12 protein-coding genes are annotated in these 19,012 nt (G+C 61.3%); 7 read left to right on the forward strand and 5 right to left on the reverse strand.

Going from position 1 to position 19,012, the window contains the following annotated elements; all coding sequences use genetic code 11:
• Positions 1–92: 92 nt before the first annotated feature.
• On the reverse strand, positions 93–467 hold the full coding sequence (locus VHX65_00935) for a hypothetical protein (GenBank protein HEX3997097.1): 375 nt from the start codon (positions 465–467) through the stop codon (positions 93–95).
• A 21-nt stretch (positions 468–488) separates the two neighbouring features.
• Here VHX65_00935 and VHX65_00940 point away from each other — a divergent pair, with 21 nt between their 5' ends.
• The 3 genes from VHX65_00940 (at position 489) to VHX65_00950 (ending at position 5,776) form a co-directional block, all read left to right on the forward strand.
• Positions 489–1,790 carry a hypothetical protein gene (locus VHX65_00940; GenBank protein ID HEX3997098.1) on the forward strand — a complete coding sequence of 434 codons (1,302 nt, stop codon included), beginning with the start codon at positions 489–491 and terminating at the stop codon, positions 1,788–1,790.
• Between the two features lie 688 nt (positions 1,791–2,478).
• Positions 2,479–4,047, forward strand: a complete 1,569-nt coding sequence (locus tag VHX65_00945; GenBank protein HEX3997099.1) for a DnaA/Hda family protein — start codon at positions 2,479–2,481, stop codon at positions 4,045–4,047.
• 988 nt (positions 4,048–5,035) lie between these two features.
• Entirely contained in the window at positions 5,036–5,776 is a 741-nt protein-coding gene (locus VHX65_00950; GenBank protein HEX3997100.1) for a carbonic anhydrase, read from the forward strand.
• Positions 5,777–5,800: 24 nt separating this feature from the next.
• On the opposite strand, the gene VHX65_00955 is transcribed toward VHX65_00950, so the two are convergent.
• Positions 5,801–6,571, reverse strand: coding sequence for a PEGA domain-containing protein (locus VHX65_00955; GenBank protein ID HEX3997101.1), 771 nt, complete (start codon positions 6,569–6,571; stop codon positions 5,801–5,803).
• A gap of 339 nt (positions 6,572–6,910) precedes the next feature.
• Here VHX65_00955 and VHX65_00960 point away from each other — a divergent pair, with 339 nt between their 5' ends.
• Positions 6,911–8,239, forward strand: a complete 1,329-nt coding sequence (locus VHX65_00960) for a PP2C family serine/threonine-protein phosphatase (GenBank protein ID HEX3997102.1) — start codon at positions 6,911–6,913, stop codon at positions 8,237–8,239.
• A 108-nt stretch (positions 8,240–8,347) separates the two neighbouring features.
• On the opposite strand, the gene VHX65_00965 is transcribed toward VHX65_00960, so the two are convergent.
• The 3 genes from VHX65_00965 to VHX65_00975 form a co-directional block, all read right to left on the reverse strand.
• Positions 8,348–8,728: an Hpt domain-containing protein gene (locus VHX65_00965; GenBank protein ID HEX3997103.1), complete on the reverse strand. Its 381-nt coding sequence runs from the start codon at positions 8,726–8,728 to the stop codon at positions 8,348–8,350.
• A gap of 129 nt (positions 8,729–8,857) precedes the next feature.
• Positions 8,858–9,520: a hypothetical protein gene (locus tag VHX65_00970; GenBank protein HEX3997104.1), complete on the reverse strand. Its 663-nt coding sequence runs from the start codon at positions 9,518–9,520 to the stop codon at positions 8,858–8,860.
• A 385-nt stretch (positions 9,521–9,905) separates the two neighbouring features.
• Complete coding sequence (locus tag VHX65_00975) at positions 9,906–10,472, reverse strand: PRC-barrel domain-containing protein (protein ID HEX3997105.1); 567 nt, start codon at positions 10,470–10,472, stop codon at positions 9,906–9,908.
• A gap of 548 nt (positions 10,473–11,020) precedes the next feature.
• On the opposite strand from VHX65_00975, the gene VHX65_00980 reads away from it, so the two are divergent.
• The 3 genes from VHX65_00980 (at position 11,021) to VHX65_00990 (ending at position 19,009) form a co-directional block, all read left to right on the forward strand.
• Positions 11,021–12,202, forward strand: coding sequence for a hypothetical protein (locus tag VHX65_00980; protein ID HEX3997106.1), 1,182 nt, complete (start codon positions 11,021–11,023; stop codon positions 12,200–12,202).
• 273 nt (positions 12,203–12,475) lie between these two features.
• Positions 12,476–12,850, forward strand: coding sequence for a response regulator (locus VHX65_00985; protein ID HEX3997107.1), 375 nt, complete (start codon positions 12,476–12,478; stop codon positions 12,848–12,850).
• Positions 12,851–13,096: 246 nt separating this feature from the next.
• Entirely contained in the window at positions 13,097–19,009 is a 5,913-nt protein-coding gene (locus tag VHX65_00990; GenBank protein HEX3997108.1) for a HAMP domain-containing protein, read from the forward strand.
• Positions 19,010–19,012: the final 3 nt, after the last annotated feature.

A 19,012-nucleotide genomic window follows, 5' to 3' on the forward strand; every position in this document is an offset into this window, starting at 1 on the left:
GCCGCCCACGCCAGCCCGCTCCGCCAAAGCCCGCCCCGGCATCGCTGGCTAGCCCTCAACCGGGCGGCGGCGATTGGAACGAATTAGCTGCTTCACTGGGAATCGAGATTCCGCCCGAGCACCAGCCGCAGCCGGCGGTTGCTCGTCCGTCGACTCCAGTTGCGCGGGCGGTTGTTCCACAACCCAATGCCGTTCCGCATCGCGCGACGCATTCCGCTTCGGCGGCCGCCGAAGCGCTCGGAAGCGGTATGGAGTCGACTGCCGAGCGCGCAACATCGCACAGCGAAAACAGCGCGACTGGCGAAGAGCGCACCGTCGCGGGGCTCGGCAATGCCGAGCGAACAAGCCATGAACGCGGCCGACACGAACGTGGCGGTCGAAACCGCGGTGGACGTGACCGCGGTGGACGTGATCGCGGCGGTCGGGACCATGGCGACCGTGATCGCGGCCGGCACGGCGGCCGCCATGAGCGGCCCACCGAAACCAATTTGGAACCTGCTGCCGCTCGCAGCGGCGAGCAACCTCTTCCGGAAACCGACGATCATTTCGGGTTTGTCGAAGAGACAATCGAGACCATCGAGGTAGATCGCTTGGAATTGGATGTCGCGGGAGGCGAACCCCAAAGCTCGCTCGACGAGCGGGCGCCGCGAGATCGGCAACATAGCGATTCCGACGAGCCGCGCCGCGGCGGCCGACGCCGTCGGAGGCGTGGGCGACGAGGCGGCCGCGAGGAATCTCGCTCATCGTCGGAAGATCGCAAACTACCTGCGGATCGTGATTCGGAAGTCGCATTGAGGCCGGCCGAACCGTCCGATGAATTGGGTGAACGCGAGGCCGAGAGAACCGCCGAAACGGAAAGTCGGGAAGATCAACGCGAATCGCTCGATTTCGACCATGCCGGCGGCGAGACGGAGCAGGAGCGGGAGTCTCGCAGTGAGCAAGAGCAATCGTCGGACGGTCGGCGGCACCGTCGCCGTCGCGGCCGCCGGGGTTCCCGTGAAGCTGGGGAATCGCGTGGCGGAGAATCGCGTGGCGGAGAATCGGCGCAGTCGTCAGGAACCGAAAAGCCTTCGCGGCACGCGGCCTCGCGCGGCGATGATGACGATTCCGACGAAGAGATGCGCGACGACGATCAACTCGCCGCGTTGCCGTATGGTTCGGCTGAGGACGATGATGAATCGCATGCTGGAAAAACCTCGGGACGCGACATTCCGAATTGGGGCGAAGTCGTCGGGATGATCATTTCCGGCAACATGGAATCGCGCGCCCGCTCGCCACGCGGCGGGCAGTCGGGCCGGGGCCGCTCGGCAGGACCGAATTATGGCCGTTCGCGAGACCGTGACGAAGGCCGCCGGCCGGAGGAGCGGTCAGCCCGTCCGTACGGTGGCGGCCGGAGCAGGTCGCCGGAGCCCAGCTCGCAGCCGATGCCGCCAGTGATCAATCCGCCGGTTACCAATCATCCGCAAGGCACCGCGGCGTTTGGCGAGAGCGCGCCAGGCGGCGCCGAAGCCAGCAGCCCAGCGCCTGCTTCGGCGTCAGCTAACGCAGTGCCCAGCGATGCGGCGCCGGAAAGTCCCCTGCCAAGCAGTCCCCTGCCAAGCAATCCCGCGGCGAGCGTAGCGGCCATCATGGGAATTAGCTTTCCTAGCAGCAATTTGGTGCCGCCGCGTCCGGCTCACACGCCCAGCGAAAGCGCTCCGCAAAGCTCGAGTTCCGCTGTCGGCGGCAAGCAAGCTTCGCAGCCGGCGCGCGATCCCGAGCCCTTCGGTGGCGAGGCGGCGCCACAATAAGGCCGCATGCGGCTTCTGTGAACGATTCGTTAGCGCCGCTTTACCGGTGGTTGCTGGAGAGTGTGGGATGGCGCCAAAAGCGGGCGCGCAACGGCCAGCCCGAGCCGTGACGGCGCGGCCTCATTCAAGACGGAAACACCCCTTTTCGGTAGGGCTGCGACGTCTTGTCGCGGCGACTTTCTCAGCGCCATCGTGGGTTCCGTTTTTTCCGGTCTAAGATTCCCGATCGCATCGACGCTTTTGAACTCCCGGAGGAGAACCAGCCCGCCGCGTCAATCCCAAGTCGTTGCAATTATATGACTTGCGACTTGGGAGTTTTTCCATCCGCAGCCGGCCCGGCGATTGGTAAACAGATTTTCCACGGCCGGACGCATCTCGCGAAAAAAAAAATTCACCTTTCCGCCGACTTGTCGCACCCCGTTTTGCGAGGATTTTGCAAGCCCGCCGCAAGCCGCCTCGCGGGATGCTCGCGCACCTCCCAGAGGACCGTTTGACAGCGATGCTAGCAGACGTACAATCGGCATCTCGTTGGTTGAGGAAAGTTCCCGTTGGGCAGCGGGGGATCAATCGGGTTTGTCTCTCGTTCGGGTCGCGCGTCGCTGACGCCAAGCCGGTTTGCCAGTTGGTTGCATCTGCGTTCGGGGTGCGCGCGGATAGACTGTCTACACTACTCGGTCAGGAAGAGACCATGCACGATAAGGAAGTCGTATCGGCCATACGCGCTTCGTTGGCCGAGAAGGTGGGTCAGGATCGGTTCGATCTTTGGCTTGGCACGGCATGCCGTCTGTCGATGCACGGCGACAAGCTGTTGGTGGAATTGCCAAACCGGTTTTTGCAGAACTGGGTGCGGTCGACATTCCGCGTCGAGATCGAGGCGGCTTGTGCCGAAACGCTTGGCAAGCCGATAACCGTCGAGTTTCGCGTCGATGCGGCGCTGGGGCGATCCGCTGCCCCTTCGCGAAACGCCAAGGGCGGCTCCCATCGGGCAGCGGCAGGCCATGACTTCTCCGAGCCAAGTGCCGGCGCCAGTGCGGCAGGCCACGCGGCGAATGGTGTGGCGGAAGACGGCGCGGCTCCGGTCTCGCCCGCGGCCGGAACCCGCACCGCAGACGCCTTGCCGAAAATTCCCCAGTCGCCGGATGCTCGCAACAACCACGCCACCCACTCTCGGCGCCCCGCGACGCTTCCGATGAACGGATCGGCCGGCGGCGCGCATCGGCGAAGGTTCTCCACGCTCGATGAGTTTGTCGTCGGTGCGTCAAACCGATTTGCATACGCATCGGCGCAAATGGCGGCCGAGCAGCCGGGACGGGTATCGCCGCTGTTGATGTACGGGCCGACGGGCGTCGGCAAGACGCATTTGCTCGAAGGCATTTGGAGCGCGGCACGGCGAACGCGTCCGGGCATTCAAGCCGTGTATCTCTCGGCCGAGCAATTTACGATCTACTTTCTCGAAGCGCTGCGCGGCGGCAGCGGATTGCCGAGCTTCCGCCGAAAATATCGCGGCGTCGAGTTGCTGATCATCGACGGATTGCAATTCTTCGCGGGCAAAGAGGCCACCGCAAACGAATTGCTGTTCACCTCCGACACGCTGTTGCGCGAGGGGCGGCAACTGGTGTTCGCAGCCGACCGCTCCGCGACCGAGCTACGCGGATTGAGCGACGAACTCGTGGCTCGACTGTCGTCGGGCATGGCCTGCGAAATCGACCCGCCCGATTATCCGACACGGCTCGGTATTCTGCGCCGATTAGCGGAATCGCGCGGATTGGCGCTGAGCGACGATGTGGCCGACTTTGTCGTCACGCATTTGACCAGTCATGCCAGGGAACTGTCCGGAGCGCTGAACCGATTGGACGCCGCGGCGCGGATGCTGCAAGAGCCGATCACGCGTTCGCTGGCGGAGGAAGCGCTGGCCGAGATGATCCGCCACAACGTGCGGGCGGTGCGGCTTGGCGACATCGACAAGGCCGTTTGCGAAGTGCTGGGATTGGATGCCGAAGCGTTGCAATCGGGCGGGAAAAGCAAGGAGTCGGCCCATCCGCGCATGCTCGCGATGTGGCTGGCCCGCAAGCACACGCGGGCCGCGTTGGCGGAGATCGGCCGCCATTTCGGCCGCCGGAGCCACAGCACGGTCGTGTCGGCGCAGAAGACCGTCGGCGGCTGGGTGGCAAACCAATCGACGCTGGATCTTTGCGGCCGGCGCTGGAACGTCGAAGAAACGATCCGCCGCATCGAAGAGCGACTGCGGCAGGCGTGAACGGAAGCGCGCCGCCGTGTCCGTAACCGCCCGAAATCGTCGCCGCGCGCACCGAATGCTCGGCCGCACCCGCCCCGAAAATTCGCTCATTCCGCGGGAGAAGCAATCGCCGTACTTCGCGGCGAAAACCGCATCGAAAACTTGGTCCCTTCACGGATGGCAAGTCGTTGATCGCCGCCGATGTCTACGACCAGCTGTGGGACGACGCCGCGCTGTGGAAGGATGTGTTGGTCAATCAATGGGTGTTCGCCGTGGGCACGCAATACACCTGCGGCCTGTACAAATATCGCCTCGGCTACGCATCCAACACCGATCCGATCAATCACAATGGCGGCGCCAATCTCGACGGATATCCGGTCGGCCAGGCCAACGTGCTATTGTTCCAGGCCGGAGGCACGCCGCTGGTTTACCAAAATCGGCTCACGTTCGGCATCGGCCGCGAACGGTTTTTGGTTTCCAATCTGGATGCCGACCTGTTCGCCGGACTGCTCTTCAAGGGAAGCGAAAACTTCGGTCCGGAGACTTCCGCTTCGTTGGTTCTCTATTATGTCGGGCTGGGGGCTGACGTGGAAATTCGGCGACTGCTCGGCCGGCCGTCCGACTGCGGCCAGGTTGTCCGCATTGCGAATAGTCCATCGCGGCGTCGCGGCGTCGCCGCTTTCTTCGCGAAGGAATGTCGATTCGCCGGCGCCATTCGCCACTGGCGAATGCGGCTGCGCGGGGCCATAATCGTGCCCGCGGCGAACCGCCGCAAAGACGATCGCTATGTCGGCTCATCGCACGGTTTCAAGGTATGGTTTCTCACCGACTTCGTGATGGAGATCGTTTGCGAGGCGTGTGGAAACGCAAATCGTAGCAGGCTCACTCCGTGTGCCGTTCGCTTTGCCGGTTCGCTGTACCCTCTCACAATGTCGTCCGCGGTCGTTCCGCTGACGGCACACGGAGTGTGGCTACTACTTTGGTTGCGGCTCCCTCTTGGAGTAGAAACATGCGATCAATGCTCTCGTCAAATTTGCTGCGCTCGGCGAAATGTTGTAACGCCGCGCCGTGTGTCGCACTTCTTTTCACAGCGCTTCTTGCCGTTGCGCTGGTCTCTGCCGCGAAAACCGCTCGATCGGCGGAGCCGGCAGCCATCACTGCCGACGACGCACTTGCAAAGCTGCTTAAAGGCAACGCGCGATTTGTGGCCGGGAAGTTGCACTCGGTCAGCACCGAAGAGCTTAAGGAACGCCGCGCCGAGGTCGCCCACGGACAAAAGCCGTTCGCGGTCATTGTCAGCTGTTCCGATTCACGGGTGGGACCTGAAATCGTGTTCGACCAGGGGCTTGGCGATATCTTCGTGGTGCGCACGGCCGGCGAAGTGGTCGACAATGCCGCACTCGGCAGCATCGAGTATGCGGTCCTCCATTTGGGCACGCCGCTTATCGTCGTGCTGGGCCACGAGCGCTGCGGCGCGGTTGCGGCCGCCGTCGCCGACGCCAAAGAACCGGGCCATATCGGCGACGTGATCAAGGCGATTCAGCCGGCCGTGGCAGAAACGAAAGGCCAACCGGGCGATCCAGTCGACAACGCGATCCGCGCGAATGTCGGCGATGTCGTCCAGCGGCTGAAAACGTCCGACGCGGTCCTCGCCGAGCGCGTGAAGCGCGGGCAGCTCAAAATTTCCGGAGCCTACATCTCGCTCGACACCGGAAAAGTGGAATTGCTCGGCGAACCGTCCGCGAAATAAGCGGCTTCGATTGGCCGCACGAGATCAGCTCGATGGCGTATTCGGCGGGATCGCGGAGCCGGGCGTACCGATGGTCGGTTGGGGATAGACATTTCCGCCTGCGGGCGCGCGACTGTTTGGCGGGCCGATCGGGGCCGTGATGCTCGGTTGGCTTGGCGGAAAAATGTAGTTCGGCTGGCCGAGCGGCATCGTGTAGTTCGGCGCGCCGGAATAATTCGGCGCTCCAGAATAGTTCGGCATCCCAGGTTGCGGATAATAGCCGGGCGAGGGCAACGCCCCGGCGGCGCTTCCCGGCGGTGGAACCAGCGGCGCCGGTTGCAAGCTGCGCGGTGGCTTCGGCACGATCCCCTCGGCGGCCTGTTCGGCCTTCACCGCTGCTCGCAGCGCATCGGCTCGACCGGTAAGCTGCTCGTTCGGAACTGGTATCGCGGGCCGCAGATCGTAGGTCACCACCCGCAGATCTCGGATATGCCCCGGTATGAGATTCTCCGACACAAAATCGGCAGGGAAGTATTCATACCACGGCGCGGGGATCGGTTGGTTGATGACCAAGGTTTCGTAGCCGTCTTTCACCAATCGGATCTTGCGGGTTCCGTAGTAGATGAACGACGTCGCACAGGGAGTGATGCCGATCTCGTAGTCGTCGACATACAGCAGCGCTCCCGGCGGATTGCTGCGGACGATCAATCGGCGTTCGACGCAGCCGGCCTGCGAGGCGGTGAAGACGATCGCCATCGCCGCGGCAAGGCCGGTGCGCCATCCGATCGCGCTATGCAAACGGTGTAGGATACGCATTGCTGAGCGAGCCGAGGTCGAACGACCGGAAGAAGCTGAATTCGCCTATTTGAGGCGGCGGGAGTATAGTGCCGGCTGTCCCAAGCAGCCAGACCGAAATGGTGCTCAAGCCGCCGAGCGGAACTCGTGGTGCTTCCGAAAACCGGGTTTTGCCCATCCCACCGGCCTTCGGCGGAATAAACCCACCCGGCGCTATCATCTATTCCGTCGCTGCGAGGTCAACTAAAATGGTAAATTTAGCAAGCCGATTCGGATGTATTCGCCCTGGCCCCGGGGCTACGATAAGCGTGCCGCCGGCGGACGAAATGCCGCAGGCGATTCTTTGCAAACAGGTCCACGATGGAACAAGGGCTGAATTGGAACGACTGCCTTGCGCACGTCGAGGCCACCGATGTCGGCATGCGGCGGTCCAATAACCAGGATTCGTACGCCGTGCTATTGGCAAGCGATGCCGATAGTTGGCAGCGTCGTGGGCATGTCTTTCTCGTGGCCGACGGCATGGGGGCACATGCGGCGGGCGAGTTGGCCAGCAAGATGGCGGCCGACGGCATTCCGCACAATTACTACAAGCTCCGCGAAGAATCTTCGCCCGACGCGATCCGCAAGACGATCAAGCAAGTCAACGAAGAAATCCATCGCCGCGGCCAGGCAAATGCCGAGTTCCACGGAATGGGCACCACGGCCAGCGTGCTCGTGCTGGTGCCGCAAGGGGCGCTCGTGGCCCATGTCGGCGATAGCCGCGTCTATCGGCTCCGCGGCGCTCGGATCGAACAGCTTACGTTCGACCATAGCCTCGTGTGGGAGATGACCGCCAGCGGGCAATACAATCCGAGCATGCCCAATCTGGTTCCCAAGAATATCATCACGCGCTCGCTCGGACCGCACAAAAATGTGCAGGTCGATCTCGAGGGGCCGTTTCCTCTGGAGGTCGGCGACACATTTTTATTGTGCAGCGATGGATTGTCGGGCTTGGTGAAAGACGAGGAGATGGGTGTCATCATGGGCACGCTGCCGCCGGCGGAAGCTGCGCAGGTGCTCATCGATTTGGCCAATTTGCGCGGCGGCCCCGACAATATCACCGTGCTGATCATTCGCATTACCGGCCAGGCGATGACGGCTCGCGCCAATTCGCAAGCCGCGCCGCTGGCGTTGGCCGACGAGCGGGCAGCGCAGGCGGCGCCACCGCCATCGACCGCAAAGTTCTGGTGGGCGGCAGCCCTTTGTCTCGCGGCGGCGGTCGGGCTGGCAGCGATTGGCTCGACGCTGTTCAACATCTTGGCGGTGGCAGCCGTGATCCTGGCCGTTGTGCTCGGCACCTGGGCATTCTTGCAACGGCTGGCACCCGAAAAGCCGGTGAATTATTTGGCCCCCGGCGCCCGCTTGGGCCGCGCTCCGTATCGCGCCTGGGATTGTCCGCCGAACGACGCGATCGTTCGCAATCTGGGCCTGTTGATCGATCAGCTTCGCGAAGCGGCCCGCGACGGCAAATGGTCGGTCGATTGGACGAAGTTCAACGCCTATAGTGCTCAAGGCAAGGCGGCCATCGATCGCCGCGATTATGCCCAAGCGGTGCGCGAATATGCGCGTGCCCTGCGGTTCATGATGAACGAACTTCGCAATCAAAACCGTCGCAAGCCGTCCGACGACAGCGACGTACTAACGGCGTAGCCGGCCCATTACCGGTTGCAGCGGAATGGCTTCCGAATTGGCGGGTGCCCCTGGGCTAACGCGTCGCGCTATGATGCACACGGCCAGCCGGGCCAGCACACACGCTCGTCAAACCGGTCTGCGGCCGGGTGTTGACGGGTCGGGTGTTGCTCGAAATTGCTCGAGCGCGGCCTTGAGGCGAGCGAGTTCGCAGTGCAATTCGGGCAACGACTCGCCCGCGCCCTTCAAATCTTTATTCCGCGCGTTGTCTTCGATCCGCGCCGCCACGAGCGAAGCAGGACCCGATCCCACATTGGCTGCCAATCCTTTCAGGCTGTGGGCGGCCCGCTCGACTGCCGCGGGATTGCCGTCTCGCATGCTGGCTTGCAATTGCTCATAGACCGTAGGGCTGTCTTCGAAAAAGAATCCGATCAGTTCACGGAACAATTCACGGTCGCCATCCAGCCGTTTCAGCGTGGCCTCCAAGTTGAACGAATCGGTGGCATGCATGGATTGCTCTCTGCCGGTTGGCTTCCGCAAACGACCGCGCCCCTTGCCTGCCCGCAAATCGGGCAGGCAAGGGCGCGACGGACATTTTAGACCTTCGATGAGCGTCCGCAACGAGCGTTGCGGAAACGGCTAGCACCCACAGCAACGGCGATGCCGATGATGGTGGCGATGCCGACAACCGCCGCATTCGCTTTCGCAGCCACAACTGCTGGCCGCGCAACCACAGCTTGGAGCGGCGCATCCGCAACTTGGGGCGGCGGCGGCGCATCCGCAGCTCGGGGCCGCGGCGCATCCGCAACTGGGGGCCGCGGCGCCGGCGCAGCCGGAACCATCGCCGCCATAGCCCTGCGGAGCGGTCTGAGCGGTTTCTCCGCCTGCATAGCCCGGACCGGCTTCTTCGTAGTTCGTCCATTGGCCGTCGTTCCAATACGACCAGCGGTTATCGGGTCCCCAATACCACCAGCGGCCATCCGACCAGCGAGTGCGCCAGTCTTCGTTGCGGCCTATTTCGCCGGGCCCGATTTCACCTTCGCGGCGGCCATTTTGCAATTCGCGTCCTTGCGGAACGTTTACATTTCCCGGCTGATTTGGGCCCGCTTCGTTGCGAATGCCCGCCGCCGGAGCATTGGGTGCGGCGGCTCTGGCTCCCGGGCCTGCCGCGGGTCCTCCCACGCCCGGACCGCCCGGTCCGCCGTTGTGACCGCCGCGACCTTGGGCCTGCGCCGCACCGGCAGCGAACATGGCAATTGCGATCGCACCAGCCCAAAAGCTCAAAAACAATCTGACTTTCATCTTATTTCCTCCCTTGAAATACAGGATCCGCCTCCTGTCTAGGCCCGGAGCCGATAAAGCAGTGGCTCACGGTTGACGGTTGCGCGGGGGAAAAAGCAGACGCCGTGCCGGGAGCCGCCACAAATTCACTAACCGGAAAAAAACCCGCAGCCCACCGCGACGATTCGCGAAGAAAAATCTCGACAGCAGAGCAACCTGTATGCGACGGCTGAGTCCGCGGGTTCCAGGTTGGGTTTGGCGGTGCCAAAGCCATGCCCGCGCCCAAAATGAAAAAAGCCGATGCCTCGGCCATGTTCCCATCACTCGAGGCGTTGCACCTCGGTGGCGTTTCGGAACACAGGCCGAAGCATCGGCGGATCAAGAGGGTCGCGCTGCTTCGAGCGTTTTACTTCGTGTTGGTTGTGGGGGATGTGCGATGGGCGGAACTCGTATTCGTGTTTTCGCCGTAGAATTGCCGCACACTCGTGCCGTAAGCCGAGTTACCGAAGTCGGGCCAATTCTTCGAATCGAAACCCGGAGCGTTCTTCAACTTGGTTTCACTGACGTCGAGCACGAGGGCAAATTTTTGATTGCCGCCCTTGGTCGCCATCTCTTCCGAGCGCAGGTGCGTCCAGGGAATCGCGAAATACTTGTCGCCCATTCCGGCTACGCCGCCGAATGAAAGAACGGCATAACGAATGTGCCCGTTCGTGGGATTGAAGACGATGTCTTCAATTTTTCCAAGCGACCTGCCTTGCGGATCCTCGACCTTCAGACCGATGGTCTCCGAAGCCCGCCAAGGCCGCATCGCCACGGCGGTGTGTTCAGCGGCAGTCGAGGACGGATTGGCGACGGCATGGGTCGCGGGCTGGGCCGTCGGGCTCGCTGCTGCATCATTCGCCGCGCGGGCCGTCGTGGCCAAACTAAACAGACCCACCGCAACGAGTGCGGCCGCAAACAATAATCGTGACATACTATTCCTCCCGGGCTTGAAGAAACATCTCTCGACTCGTGAGCCCGACACAGGCTCGAACAGCCGAGTCAATGGTCTGAGACTCCGAGAGTGCAAAAGCAAATCGAATGCCGCTGAATGCCGCGGCGACTCCGGTCTTTACGCACGCAAGTGAAGAAGCCGGGTAGAGCGCCCAGCCGCCATTCAATTCGTTTCGGAACGTGCGACAATGGAGATTATGAAGCCGGTCGCATTTTGCCGGTCGCAACGGCATGAATGTATTGCTGCTTGCCACTGTGGTTGTGCGCAAGTCAGGCGGCCTCTTGCTTGAGAACTCTGCAAGATTGCAACCATTCGTCACACGCAGACCCGATTCATTGAAGAGTCTCCGCAAAAAGCGGGATTTGCGGGTTGTAACTAAGTGGAATGAGTTCATGGACTTTCGTGCGGATTTTCGACGGCGTGGGGCTCTCCGCCTTGTCGGTGTTGGATAACATTACAGCGGATTCAAGGTTTTTGCTCGGATCGGACCGCGTTGTGCTAAAGAAGTCGATTGTGCCCCCACGCCGTTGTGGGGTGCATCGGGGATTCTTCGCAGTATTGGGAGGACAGGAACGATGTCACGCATACTTTCAGGCGGCGTTTGGGGGCTGGCTATTGCGGCGATCGCGGCATTTAGTGCTGTTCCCGCCACGGCGGCGTCCTATGGCGGCTCATCTCATATCGTGCTGGTTCGAGGGGGTGGCGGGGGAGGCGGTGGAGGTGGCGGAGGTGGCGGCCGGGGAGGTTTCGGAGGTGGTGGGCGAGGCGGTTTCGGAGGTAGCGGTTTCTCCGGCGGCGGGCGCAGCTTCGGCGCGAATGCCGGCGGAGCCCGCTCGTTCGCGAGCCCTTCCGTTTCCGGCAATAACGCACGCACGTTTAGCGGAACCGAAAACCGCGCCTTCACCGGCAATGCCGGCAATTTTGCTAACGGAAATCGTTCATCCTTTTACCGCGGCAACGGCGGCTATGACGGTTATGGTCGCGGAGGATGGAACAATGGCAATTGGGCTTATCGGGGCGGATGGGGTTGGGGCGGCTACGGTTTGGGATGGGGCTGGCCGTGGCTTTTGGGTTATGGGTATGGGTATCCGGGATACTATTATGGTTATGACAACGGTCCCTACTACGATTACTACGGAGACGATTACGACAACGGCGCGGTCCCGCAACAGTATGCCGCTTCGCAAGCTCAGCCGAATCAAATGACGGCCGACGAAGGTCAGGGCAACCAATACCTCGACGAAGCAGTGCAAAGCTTCCAAAGCGGTGATTTCAAGAATTCAATGCGTATGGCCGAGCATGCTGTAATCGATTCGCCTCGCGATGCCGAGGCACACGAGTTGATTTCGCTGTCGGCATTTGCCTTGAAGGATTATCGCACCGCGGCCAGCGAAGCCCATGCAGTAATCGCGCTAGGAGGAGTGCCGAGCTGGGATCAGGTGTATGCCCTCTATCAGAATGTCGATACCTTCACCTCGCAACTCCGGTCGCTGGAAGACTATGTCAAGGCGCATCCGAAGTCGGCCGAAGGACAGTTTCTCTTGGGGACGATGTATCTGACGACGGGCTACTCTGCTGAGGCTCATGACCATCTGGCCGATGCCGGCAGGCTGACGCCGAAAGACCAGATCGCTCAGCAACTTATGAAAGGTCCGAGTGGCCAGGCGCCGTCGACCGCGAACCGGCCAGAGGGTCCCGAGACCAAATAGGTCCTGGCGAAGGAGAAATCCTGGGTTGTCTTCTGGCGCGTCCGGAGTCAAATTTGGTTCCTCATGAGCCAAATTTCCGGCGGCCAGAAGCCAGCCCTTTTTTCTTGCGCCGGCTGGCCGGCTACAAAGCACCAGTGAGGTAGACTTTCGACGTGTTAGGATGCCATTCTTTCGAGCTGGCCGGACCGGTCCAAGATTTGCGTATCAGGACTCGGTTTATGTCGTAAACATCCTTGAAATTCGCTGCCTGATGCGAGAGAAAAGGAAAAAATGATGGCGGAAATCAGGGTGTTGGTGGTCGATGACGATCGGAGCGTCAGCCGCGTCGTCGCCTCCATCTTGAAGGACCGCGGCTACACGGTCGACGTTGCCGATGACGGCAAGTCGGCGCTCGATCTGGTAGCGCAAAATCACTACCTTCTTGCAGTTCTCGACTATCAAATGCCAGGAATGGACGGGGTCGAGGTTTTTCAAAAAGCTCGGGAGCTACAACCCGAACTGTTGGGCATCTTTCTAACGGCGTATGCCAATTTGAACACTGTTTTTCCCGCGATTGACGCGGGGATCGAGCGAGTCTTGTCTAAGCCGCCGTCGAGCGGCGAATTGATACCGGCGATCGAGGAGCTTCTCGGACCGAGCAGGGCCTGAGTTGAGGTTCTTGCAAGCAACTATCGTTGGCAAGAGATGGGGTGGCCTGCCGCTAGCGGCCGGTGAACGACCAGTCTGGTCGTTTAGAGACCAAAACTTGCCCACGTGGATCTTGGGTTTATATTGGTGCCTCCATTCAGCTTCCAAGCCTGTCCTAAAGCGGTCCCACGTCTCCGCTTCCGGTGGCCCGAGATTTCCGCCTTCGAATCCTCTTTCGTTTAGCACTACCCATCAAGGGAATCCCGCATGTCCATCGCTCCAGAATCGTTGTCGCTTCCAAGCGGATCGAATGGCGGCTCCAATGGTTCCGAAGAACTTGACATTAAAACTCTGATCGGCGCTCTAACGGCACTGCGGAAAGGAGATTTCTCGACTCGCTTGCCCACCACGTGGGTCGGGCTGAGCGGCAAGGTCGGCGACATCTTCAACGAAGTGATGGACCATCTCGAAGGGATGACCAACGAGCTCGACCGCATCAGTCGCGTCGTCGGCAAGGAAGGAAAGATCAAGCAGCGCGCGGCCGTCAGCGGTCTATCGGGTTCGTGGTTTGCCTCGATCGACTCGGTGAATGCGCTGATCAGCGACTTGGTGCATCCGACGAGCGAAATGGCCCGCGTGATCGGCGCCGTGGCAAAGGGGGATCTTTCTCAGTCGATGGCCCTCGATCTCGACGGCCGCCCGCTGGAAGGCGAATTTTTGCGCACGGCCGAAACCGTGAACCGGATGGTCGATCAACTTGGCTCTTTCGCCTCCGAAGTGACGCGCGTGGCCCGCGAGGTTGGCACCGATGGGAAGCTCGGCGGGCAGGCAGCGGTAAAAGGCGTCGCCGGCACGTGGAAAGATCTCACCGACAGCGTCAATTCGATGGCCGGCAACCTAACCGCCCAAGTGCGCAACATCGCCGAAGTGACCACGGCCGTGGCCACCGGCGACTTGTCGAAGAAAATCACCGTCGACGTGCGCGGCGAATTTCTCGAACTGAAAGACACGATCAACACGATGGTCGATCAACTTCGCTCCTTCGCCTCCGAAGTGACGCGCGTGGCCCGCGAAGTCGGCACCGAAGGCAAGCTCGGCGGGCAGGCACGCGTCGAAGGCGCATCGGGCACGTGGAAAGATCTCACCGACAGCGTGAATTTCATGGCCGGCAATCTCACGGCCCAAGTGCGCAATATCGCCGCAGTAACGACGGCCGTGGCCACCGGCGACTTGTCGAAGAAAATCACGGTCGACGTGAAAGGCGAAATTCTCGAGTTGAAGAACACGATCAACACAATGGTCGATCAGCTCAGCTCGTTCGCCGCGGAAGTGACGCGCGTGTCTCGCGAAGTCGGCACGGAAGGGAAGCTTGGCGGGCAGGCCGACGTGAAGGGCGTCGCCGGCACGTGGAAAGACCTCACCGACAGCGTCAACTTCATGGCCAGCAATCTCACGGCCCAGGTGCGCAACATCGCGGCGGTCACCACGGCGGTCGCCACGGGCGACTTGTCGAAGAAAATCACGGTCGACGTGAAAGGCGAAATTCTCGAGTTGAAGAACACGATCAATACGATGGTCGATCAACTCAGTTCGTTTGCCGCGGAAGTGACGCGCGTGGCCCGCGAAGTCGGCACGGAAGGCAAGCTCGGCGGGCAGGCCGACGTGAAAGGCGTCGCCGGCACCTGGAAAGACCTTACCGACAGCGTCAACTTCATGGCCAGCAATCTCACGGCCCAAGTGCGCAATATCGCCGAAGTGACCACGGCCGTGGCCAACGGCGACTTGTCGAAGAAGATCGAAGTCGACGTGCGCGGCGAAATTCTCGAATTGAAAAACACGATCAACACGATGGTCGATCAGCTCCGGGCCTTCGCTTCGGAAGTGACGCGCGTGGCCCGCGAAGTCGGCACCGAAGGAAAGCTGGGCGGGCAGGCCGAAGTGCGCGACGTCGCCGGCACCTGGAAAGACCTCACCGATAGCGTGAATTTCATGGCCGGCAATCTCACGGCCCAAGTCCGCAATATCGCCGAGGTGACCAAAGCCGTCGCCAGCGGCAATCTGGCCAAGAAAATTACGGTCGACGTAAAGGGCGAAATTCTCGAATTGAAAAACACGATCAACACGATGGTCGATCAGCTCAGTTCGTTCGCCGCGGAAGTGACCCGCGTGGCCCGCGAAGTCGGCACCGAAGGAAAACTCGGCGGGCAGGCCGACGTGAAAGATGTCGCCGGCACGTGGAAAGACCTCACCGATAGCGTCAACTTCATGGCCAGCAATCTCACCGGCCAGGTGCGCAACATCGCGGATGTGACGACGGCCGTCGCCCGCGGCGACTTGTCGAAGAAGATCACGGTCGACGTGCGCGGCGAAATTCTGGAATTGAAAAACACGATCAACACGATGGTCGATCAGCTCCGCTCGTTCGCGGCGGAAGTGACCCGCGTGGCCCGCGAAGTCGGCACGGAAGGAAAGCTCGGCGGGCAGGCCGACGTGCGCGGCGTCGAAGGCACCTGGCGCGATTTGACCGACAGCGTGAACTCCATGGGCGGCAATCTCACCGCTCAGGTGCGCAACATCGCCGAAGTGACCACGGCCGTGGCCAACGGCGACTTGTCGAAGAAGATCACGGTCGATGTGCGCGGCGAAATTCTCGAGCTGAAAAACACGATCAACACGATGGTCGATCAGCTCCGCTCGTTCGCGGCGGAAGTGACCCGCGTGGCCCGCGAAGTCGGCACGGAAGGAAAGCTCGGCGGGCAGGCACAAGTGAAGGGCGTGTCGGGCACTTGGAAGGATCTCACCGACAATGTCAACTTCATGGCCGGCAATCTGACGAGTCAGGTGCGCGGCATCGCCCGCGTGGTTACGGCCGTGGCCAACGGCGACTTGAACCAAAAGCTGACCGTGGAAGCGAAGGGCGAAATCGCCGCCTTGGCCGACACGATCAACGGCATGATCGACACACTGGCCACGTTTGCCGACCAGGTGACCACCGTGGCCCGCGAAGTCGGCGTCGAAGGGAAATTGGGCGGCCAGGCGAGTGTCCCCGGCGCCGCCGGCACGTGGAAAGATCTCACCGACAACGTCAATCAGCTCGCCGCCAATCTCACGACGCAGGTGCGGGCCATCGCTGAAGTGGCCACGGCGGTCACCAAGGGGGATCTCACGCGGTCGATCAAGGTCGAGGCTCAAGGTGAAGTCGCGGCACTCAAGGACAACATCAACGAGATGATCGTGAACCTGAAGGACACGACGCTCAAGAATGCCGAACAGGATTGGCTCAAAACGAACCTCGCCAAGTTCAGCCGCATGTTGCAGGGGCAAAAGGACCTGCTCACCGTCGGTCGGTTGATCCTTTCCGAGCTCGCCCCGGTTGTCACCGCCCAGCGGGCCGTGTTCTACACCTACGATAGCGGCGGCGAGGCGCATCGTCTCAGGCTCCTGGCCAGCTACGCCTGCGAAGAGCCGACCGAAGTCGGCAAGCAACTGGCGATCGGCCAAGGCTTGGTCGGCCAATGCGCGATGGAAAAGCAAAAAATTCTGCTCTCGAATGTGCCGGCCGAATATGTGCGGATTTCGTCCGGCCTGGGGGGCGCGGCGCCGGTGAATATCATCGTGCTGCCGATCGTGTTCGAAGGGCAAGTGAAGGCCGTTTTGGAATTGGCCTCGTTCGAGCGATTCAATCCGACGCATCAGGCATTTCTCGATCAGTTGACCGAAAGCATCGGCATCGTGCTCAACACGATCGAAGCCAACATGCGCACCGAAGATCTGCTCACGCAATCGCAATCGCTGGCCAAAGAGTTGCAAAGCCGGCAGGAAGAATTGCAGCAAACCAACGATCAGCTTCAGGAAAAGGCGCGGCTATTGGCGCATCAGAACGTCGAGGTCGAGCAGAAAAACGCCGAAGTCGAGCAAGCCCGGCAAGCGCTGGAAGAAAAGGCCGAACAACTGGCGCTCACTTCGAAATACAAATCGGAATTTCTGGCGAACATGTCGCACGAGCTGCGCACGCCGCTCAATAGCCTGCTGATCCTTTCCGATCAACTCTCCAAAAATCCCGACGGCAATCTGACCTCGAAGCAAACCGAATATGCCAAGACGATCCACTCCTCGGGCAACGACCTGCTGATGCTCATCAACGATATTCTCGATCTGTCGAAGATCGAATCGGGCACCGTGGTGCTCGATATTGGTGAGCTGCGGTTCGCCGATTTGTATAGCTATGTCGATCGCACGTTCCGCCACGTTGCCGAATCGAAGGAGGTCGATTTCAGCGTCGCGCTCGATCCGAACCTGCCGCGCAGCCTGACGACCGACAGCAAGCGCTTGCAACAAGTCATCAAGAATCTGCTTTCGAACGCGTTCAAATTCACCCATCACGGCGAGGTGTGTTTGAACGTGCAGGAAGCGCAAGAAGGATGGCATCCCGACAACGAAAGCTTGAATGCAGCGGATTGCGTGCTGGCCTTCTCCGTCCGCGACACGGGCATCGGCATCCCGGTCGAGAAGCAGCAAATCATTTTCGAGGCATTCCAACAGGCCGATGGCAGCACGAGCCGGAAATACGGCGGCACCGGTTTGGGATTGGCCATCAGCCGCGAAATCGCCCGGCTGCTTGGTGGCGAGATCGGGTTGGTCAGCGTGCCGACCGTCGGAAGCACCTTCACGCTGTATTTGCCGCAAAGCTTCGCGCCGCAAAAAACCGTGCGCCGCGCGTCGGCCCGGCGAGCCGACGCGGCCCGCAACAGTCCTGCCCAGCCGGCGGCTCCGGCCGGCGCAAGCCACGAGACGGCCGGTCCAGCGAACCGCGGCGAGCCGCTACGTAGCGATGCGCCGCGCAGCGAAACCGCTCGGCCCGCGACCGCGATGCCACCCGCAGGGTTCAATGTCGCAGGATTCAACCTCGCGGCTGCGGCGCCGCCGGCAGAAGATCCGTCCGCGGCCGCGGAAAACATCATCGACGATCGCCGGTCGATCCAAACCGGCGACACCGTGCTTCTGATCGTCGACAACGATGTGCAGTTTTCCAAGTTCGTGCTCGAGCGGGCACGTCAGGCCGGATTCAAGGGGCTCATCACGGCTGCCGGGGCGACGGCAATGGCCTTGGTTTGCGAGTATTCGCCGCATGCCGTGATCCTCGATATTTCCCTTCCGGATATCGACGGTTGGCGCGTGCTCAAGCGGCTCAAGCACGACCTCTCCGTGCGGCATATTCCGGTGTTCGTCGTGTCGACGGTCGATCATCCCGAACGGGGTTTGCAACTCGGGGCGCAAGGTTTCTTGCCCAAGCCGATCCAGACCGCGCAGCGGCTCGATCAATTTCTCGAGCAGATTCTCGAATTCGTCAACCGCTCCGAACGCCTCGTGCTGGTCGTTGAACCGGATCAGAAACGCGCGGAAGAACTCGTGGAATTGCTGGCCCCGCTCGATGCGGCCGAGGTGAAAATCGTCGTCGCGGCGAGCGGCGCTGCGGTGCTCGACATCGTGCATAACCGCGCGGTGGATTGCGTCGTGCTGACACCGCAGCTTCCCGATATGCGATTGGCCACGCTGGCGGCGGAAATTGCTTCGGCCGAGCAGTCGGCGTTGGGTGGCCTGACGATGATCTTGCACACGCGCCCCGATTTGCCGGCCGACGAAGCCGATCGCTGGAAGCGTTTGGCGCAAGAGTTTAACATGCGGCACGTCGACTCGCTTCCCGGCGTGGTAGACCAAGTGGCATTCGCGCTGTGCCGACCGGTTGCGAAGCTGCCCGAATTGCATCGCAACATGGTGCAAGACGCGTGCAATCCGGCGCCAAAATTGGCCCGGAAAAAGGTGTTGATCGTCGACGACGACATTCGCAATATTTTCGCCCTCACCAGCGTGCTCGAACGGTATGATATCGTCACGGTTTCGGCCGAAACGGGCCGCGATGCGATCAATCTGCTGCAAGCCGCTACCGACGTCGACATCGTGCTAATGGACATCATGATGCCGGAAATGGACGGGATTGATACAATCCGTGCGATCCGGCAAATTAGCCGCTTCAAGCGGCTGCCAATCATCGCCGTAACGGCCAAGGCCATGAAAGGGGACCGCGATAAATGCATCGAAGCAGGAGCCTGGGACTACCTTTCCAAACCAGTCGATCCGGATCAGATGCTCTCGGCGTTGAATGCGTGGTTGACGGAGTGATGC

This window comes from Pirellulales bacterium, assembly GCA_036267355.1.
Classification (GTDB): Bacteria; Planctomycetota; Planctomycetia; order Pirellulales; family DATAWG01; genus DATAWG01.

Excerpts from the sequence above, each read along its gene's own strand:
- VHX65_00935 (HEX3997097.1), bottom strand. The coding sequence starts at position 467 with ATGGCGGCCGCCGTGCCGGCCGCGATCACGGTCGCCATGGTCCCGACC.
- VHX65_00950 (HEX3997100.1), top strand. The coding sequence starts at position 5,036 with ATGCGATCAATGCTCTCGTCAAATTTGCTGCGCTCGGCGAAATGTTGT.
- VHX65_00975 (HEX3997105.1), bottom strand. The coding sequence starts at position 10,472 with ATGTCACGATTATTGTTTGCGGCCGCACTCGTTGCGGTGGGTCTGTTT.
- VHX65_00960 (HEX3997102.1), top strand. The coding sequence starts at position 6,911 with ATGGAACAAGGGCTGAATTGGAACGACTGCCTTGCGCACGTCGAGGCC.
- VHX65_00970 (HEX3997104.1), bottom strand. The coding sequence starts at position 9,520 with ATGAAAGTCAGATTGTTTTTGAGCTTTTGGGCTGGTGCGATCGCAATT.
- VHX65_00955 (HEX3997101.1), bottom strand. The coding sequence starts at position 6,571 with ATGCGTATCCTACACCGTTTGCATAGCGCGATCGGATGGCGCACCGGC.
- VHX65_00990 (HEX3997108.1), top strand. The coding sequence starts at position 13,097 with ATGTCCATCGCTCCAGAATCGTTGTCGCTTCCAAGCGGATCGAATGGC.
- VHX65_00965 (HEX3997103.1), bottom strand. The coding sequence starts at position 8,728 with ATGCATGCCACCGATTCGTTCAACTTGGAGGCCACGCTGAAACGGCTG.
- VHX65_00945 (HEX3997099.1), top strand. The coding sequence starts at position 2,479 with ATGCACGATAAGGAAGTCGTATCGGCCATACGCGCTTCGTTGGCCGAG.
- VHX65_00985 (HEX3997107.1), top strand. The coding sequence starts at position 12,476 with ATGGCGGAAATCAGGGTGTTGGTGGTCGATGACGATCGGAGCGTCAGC.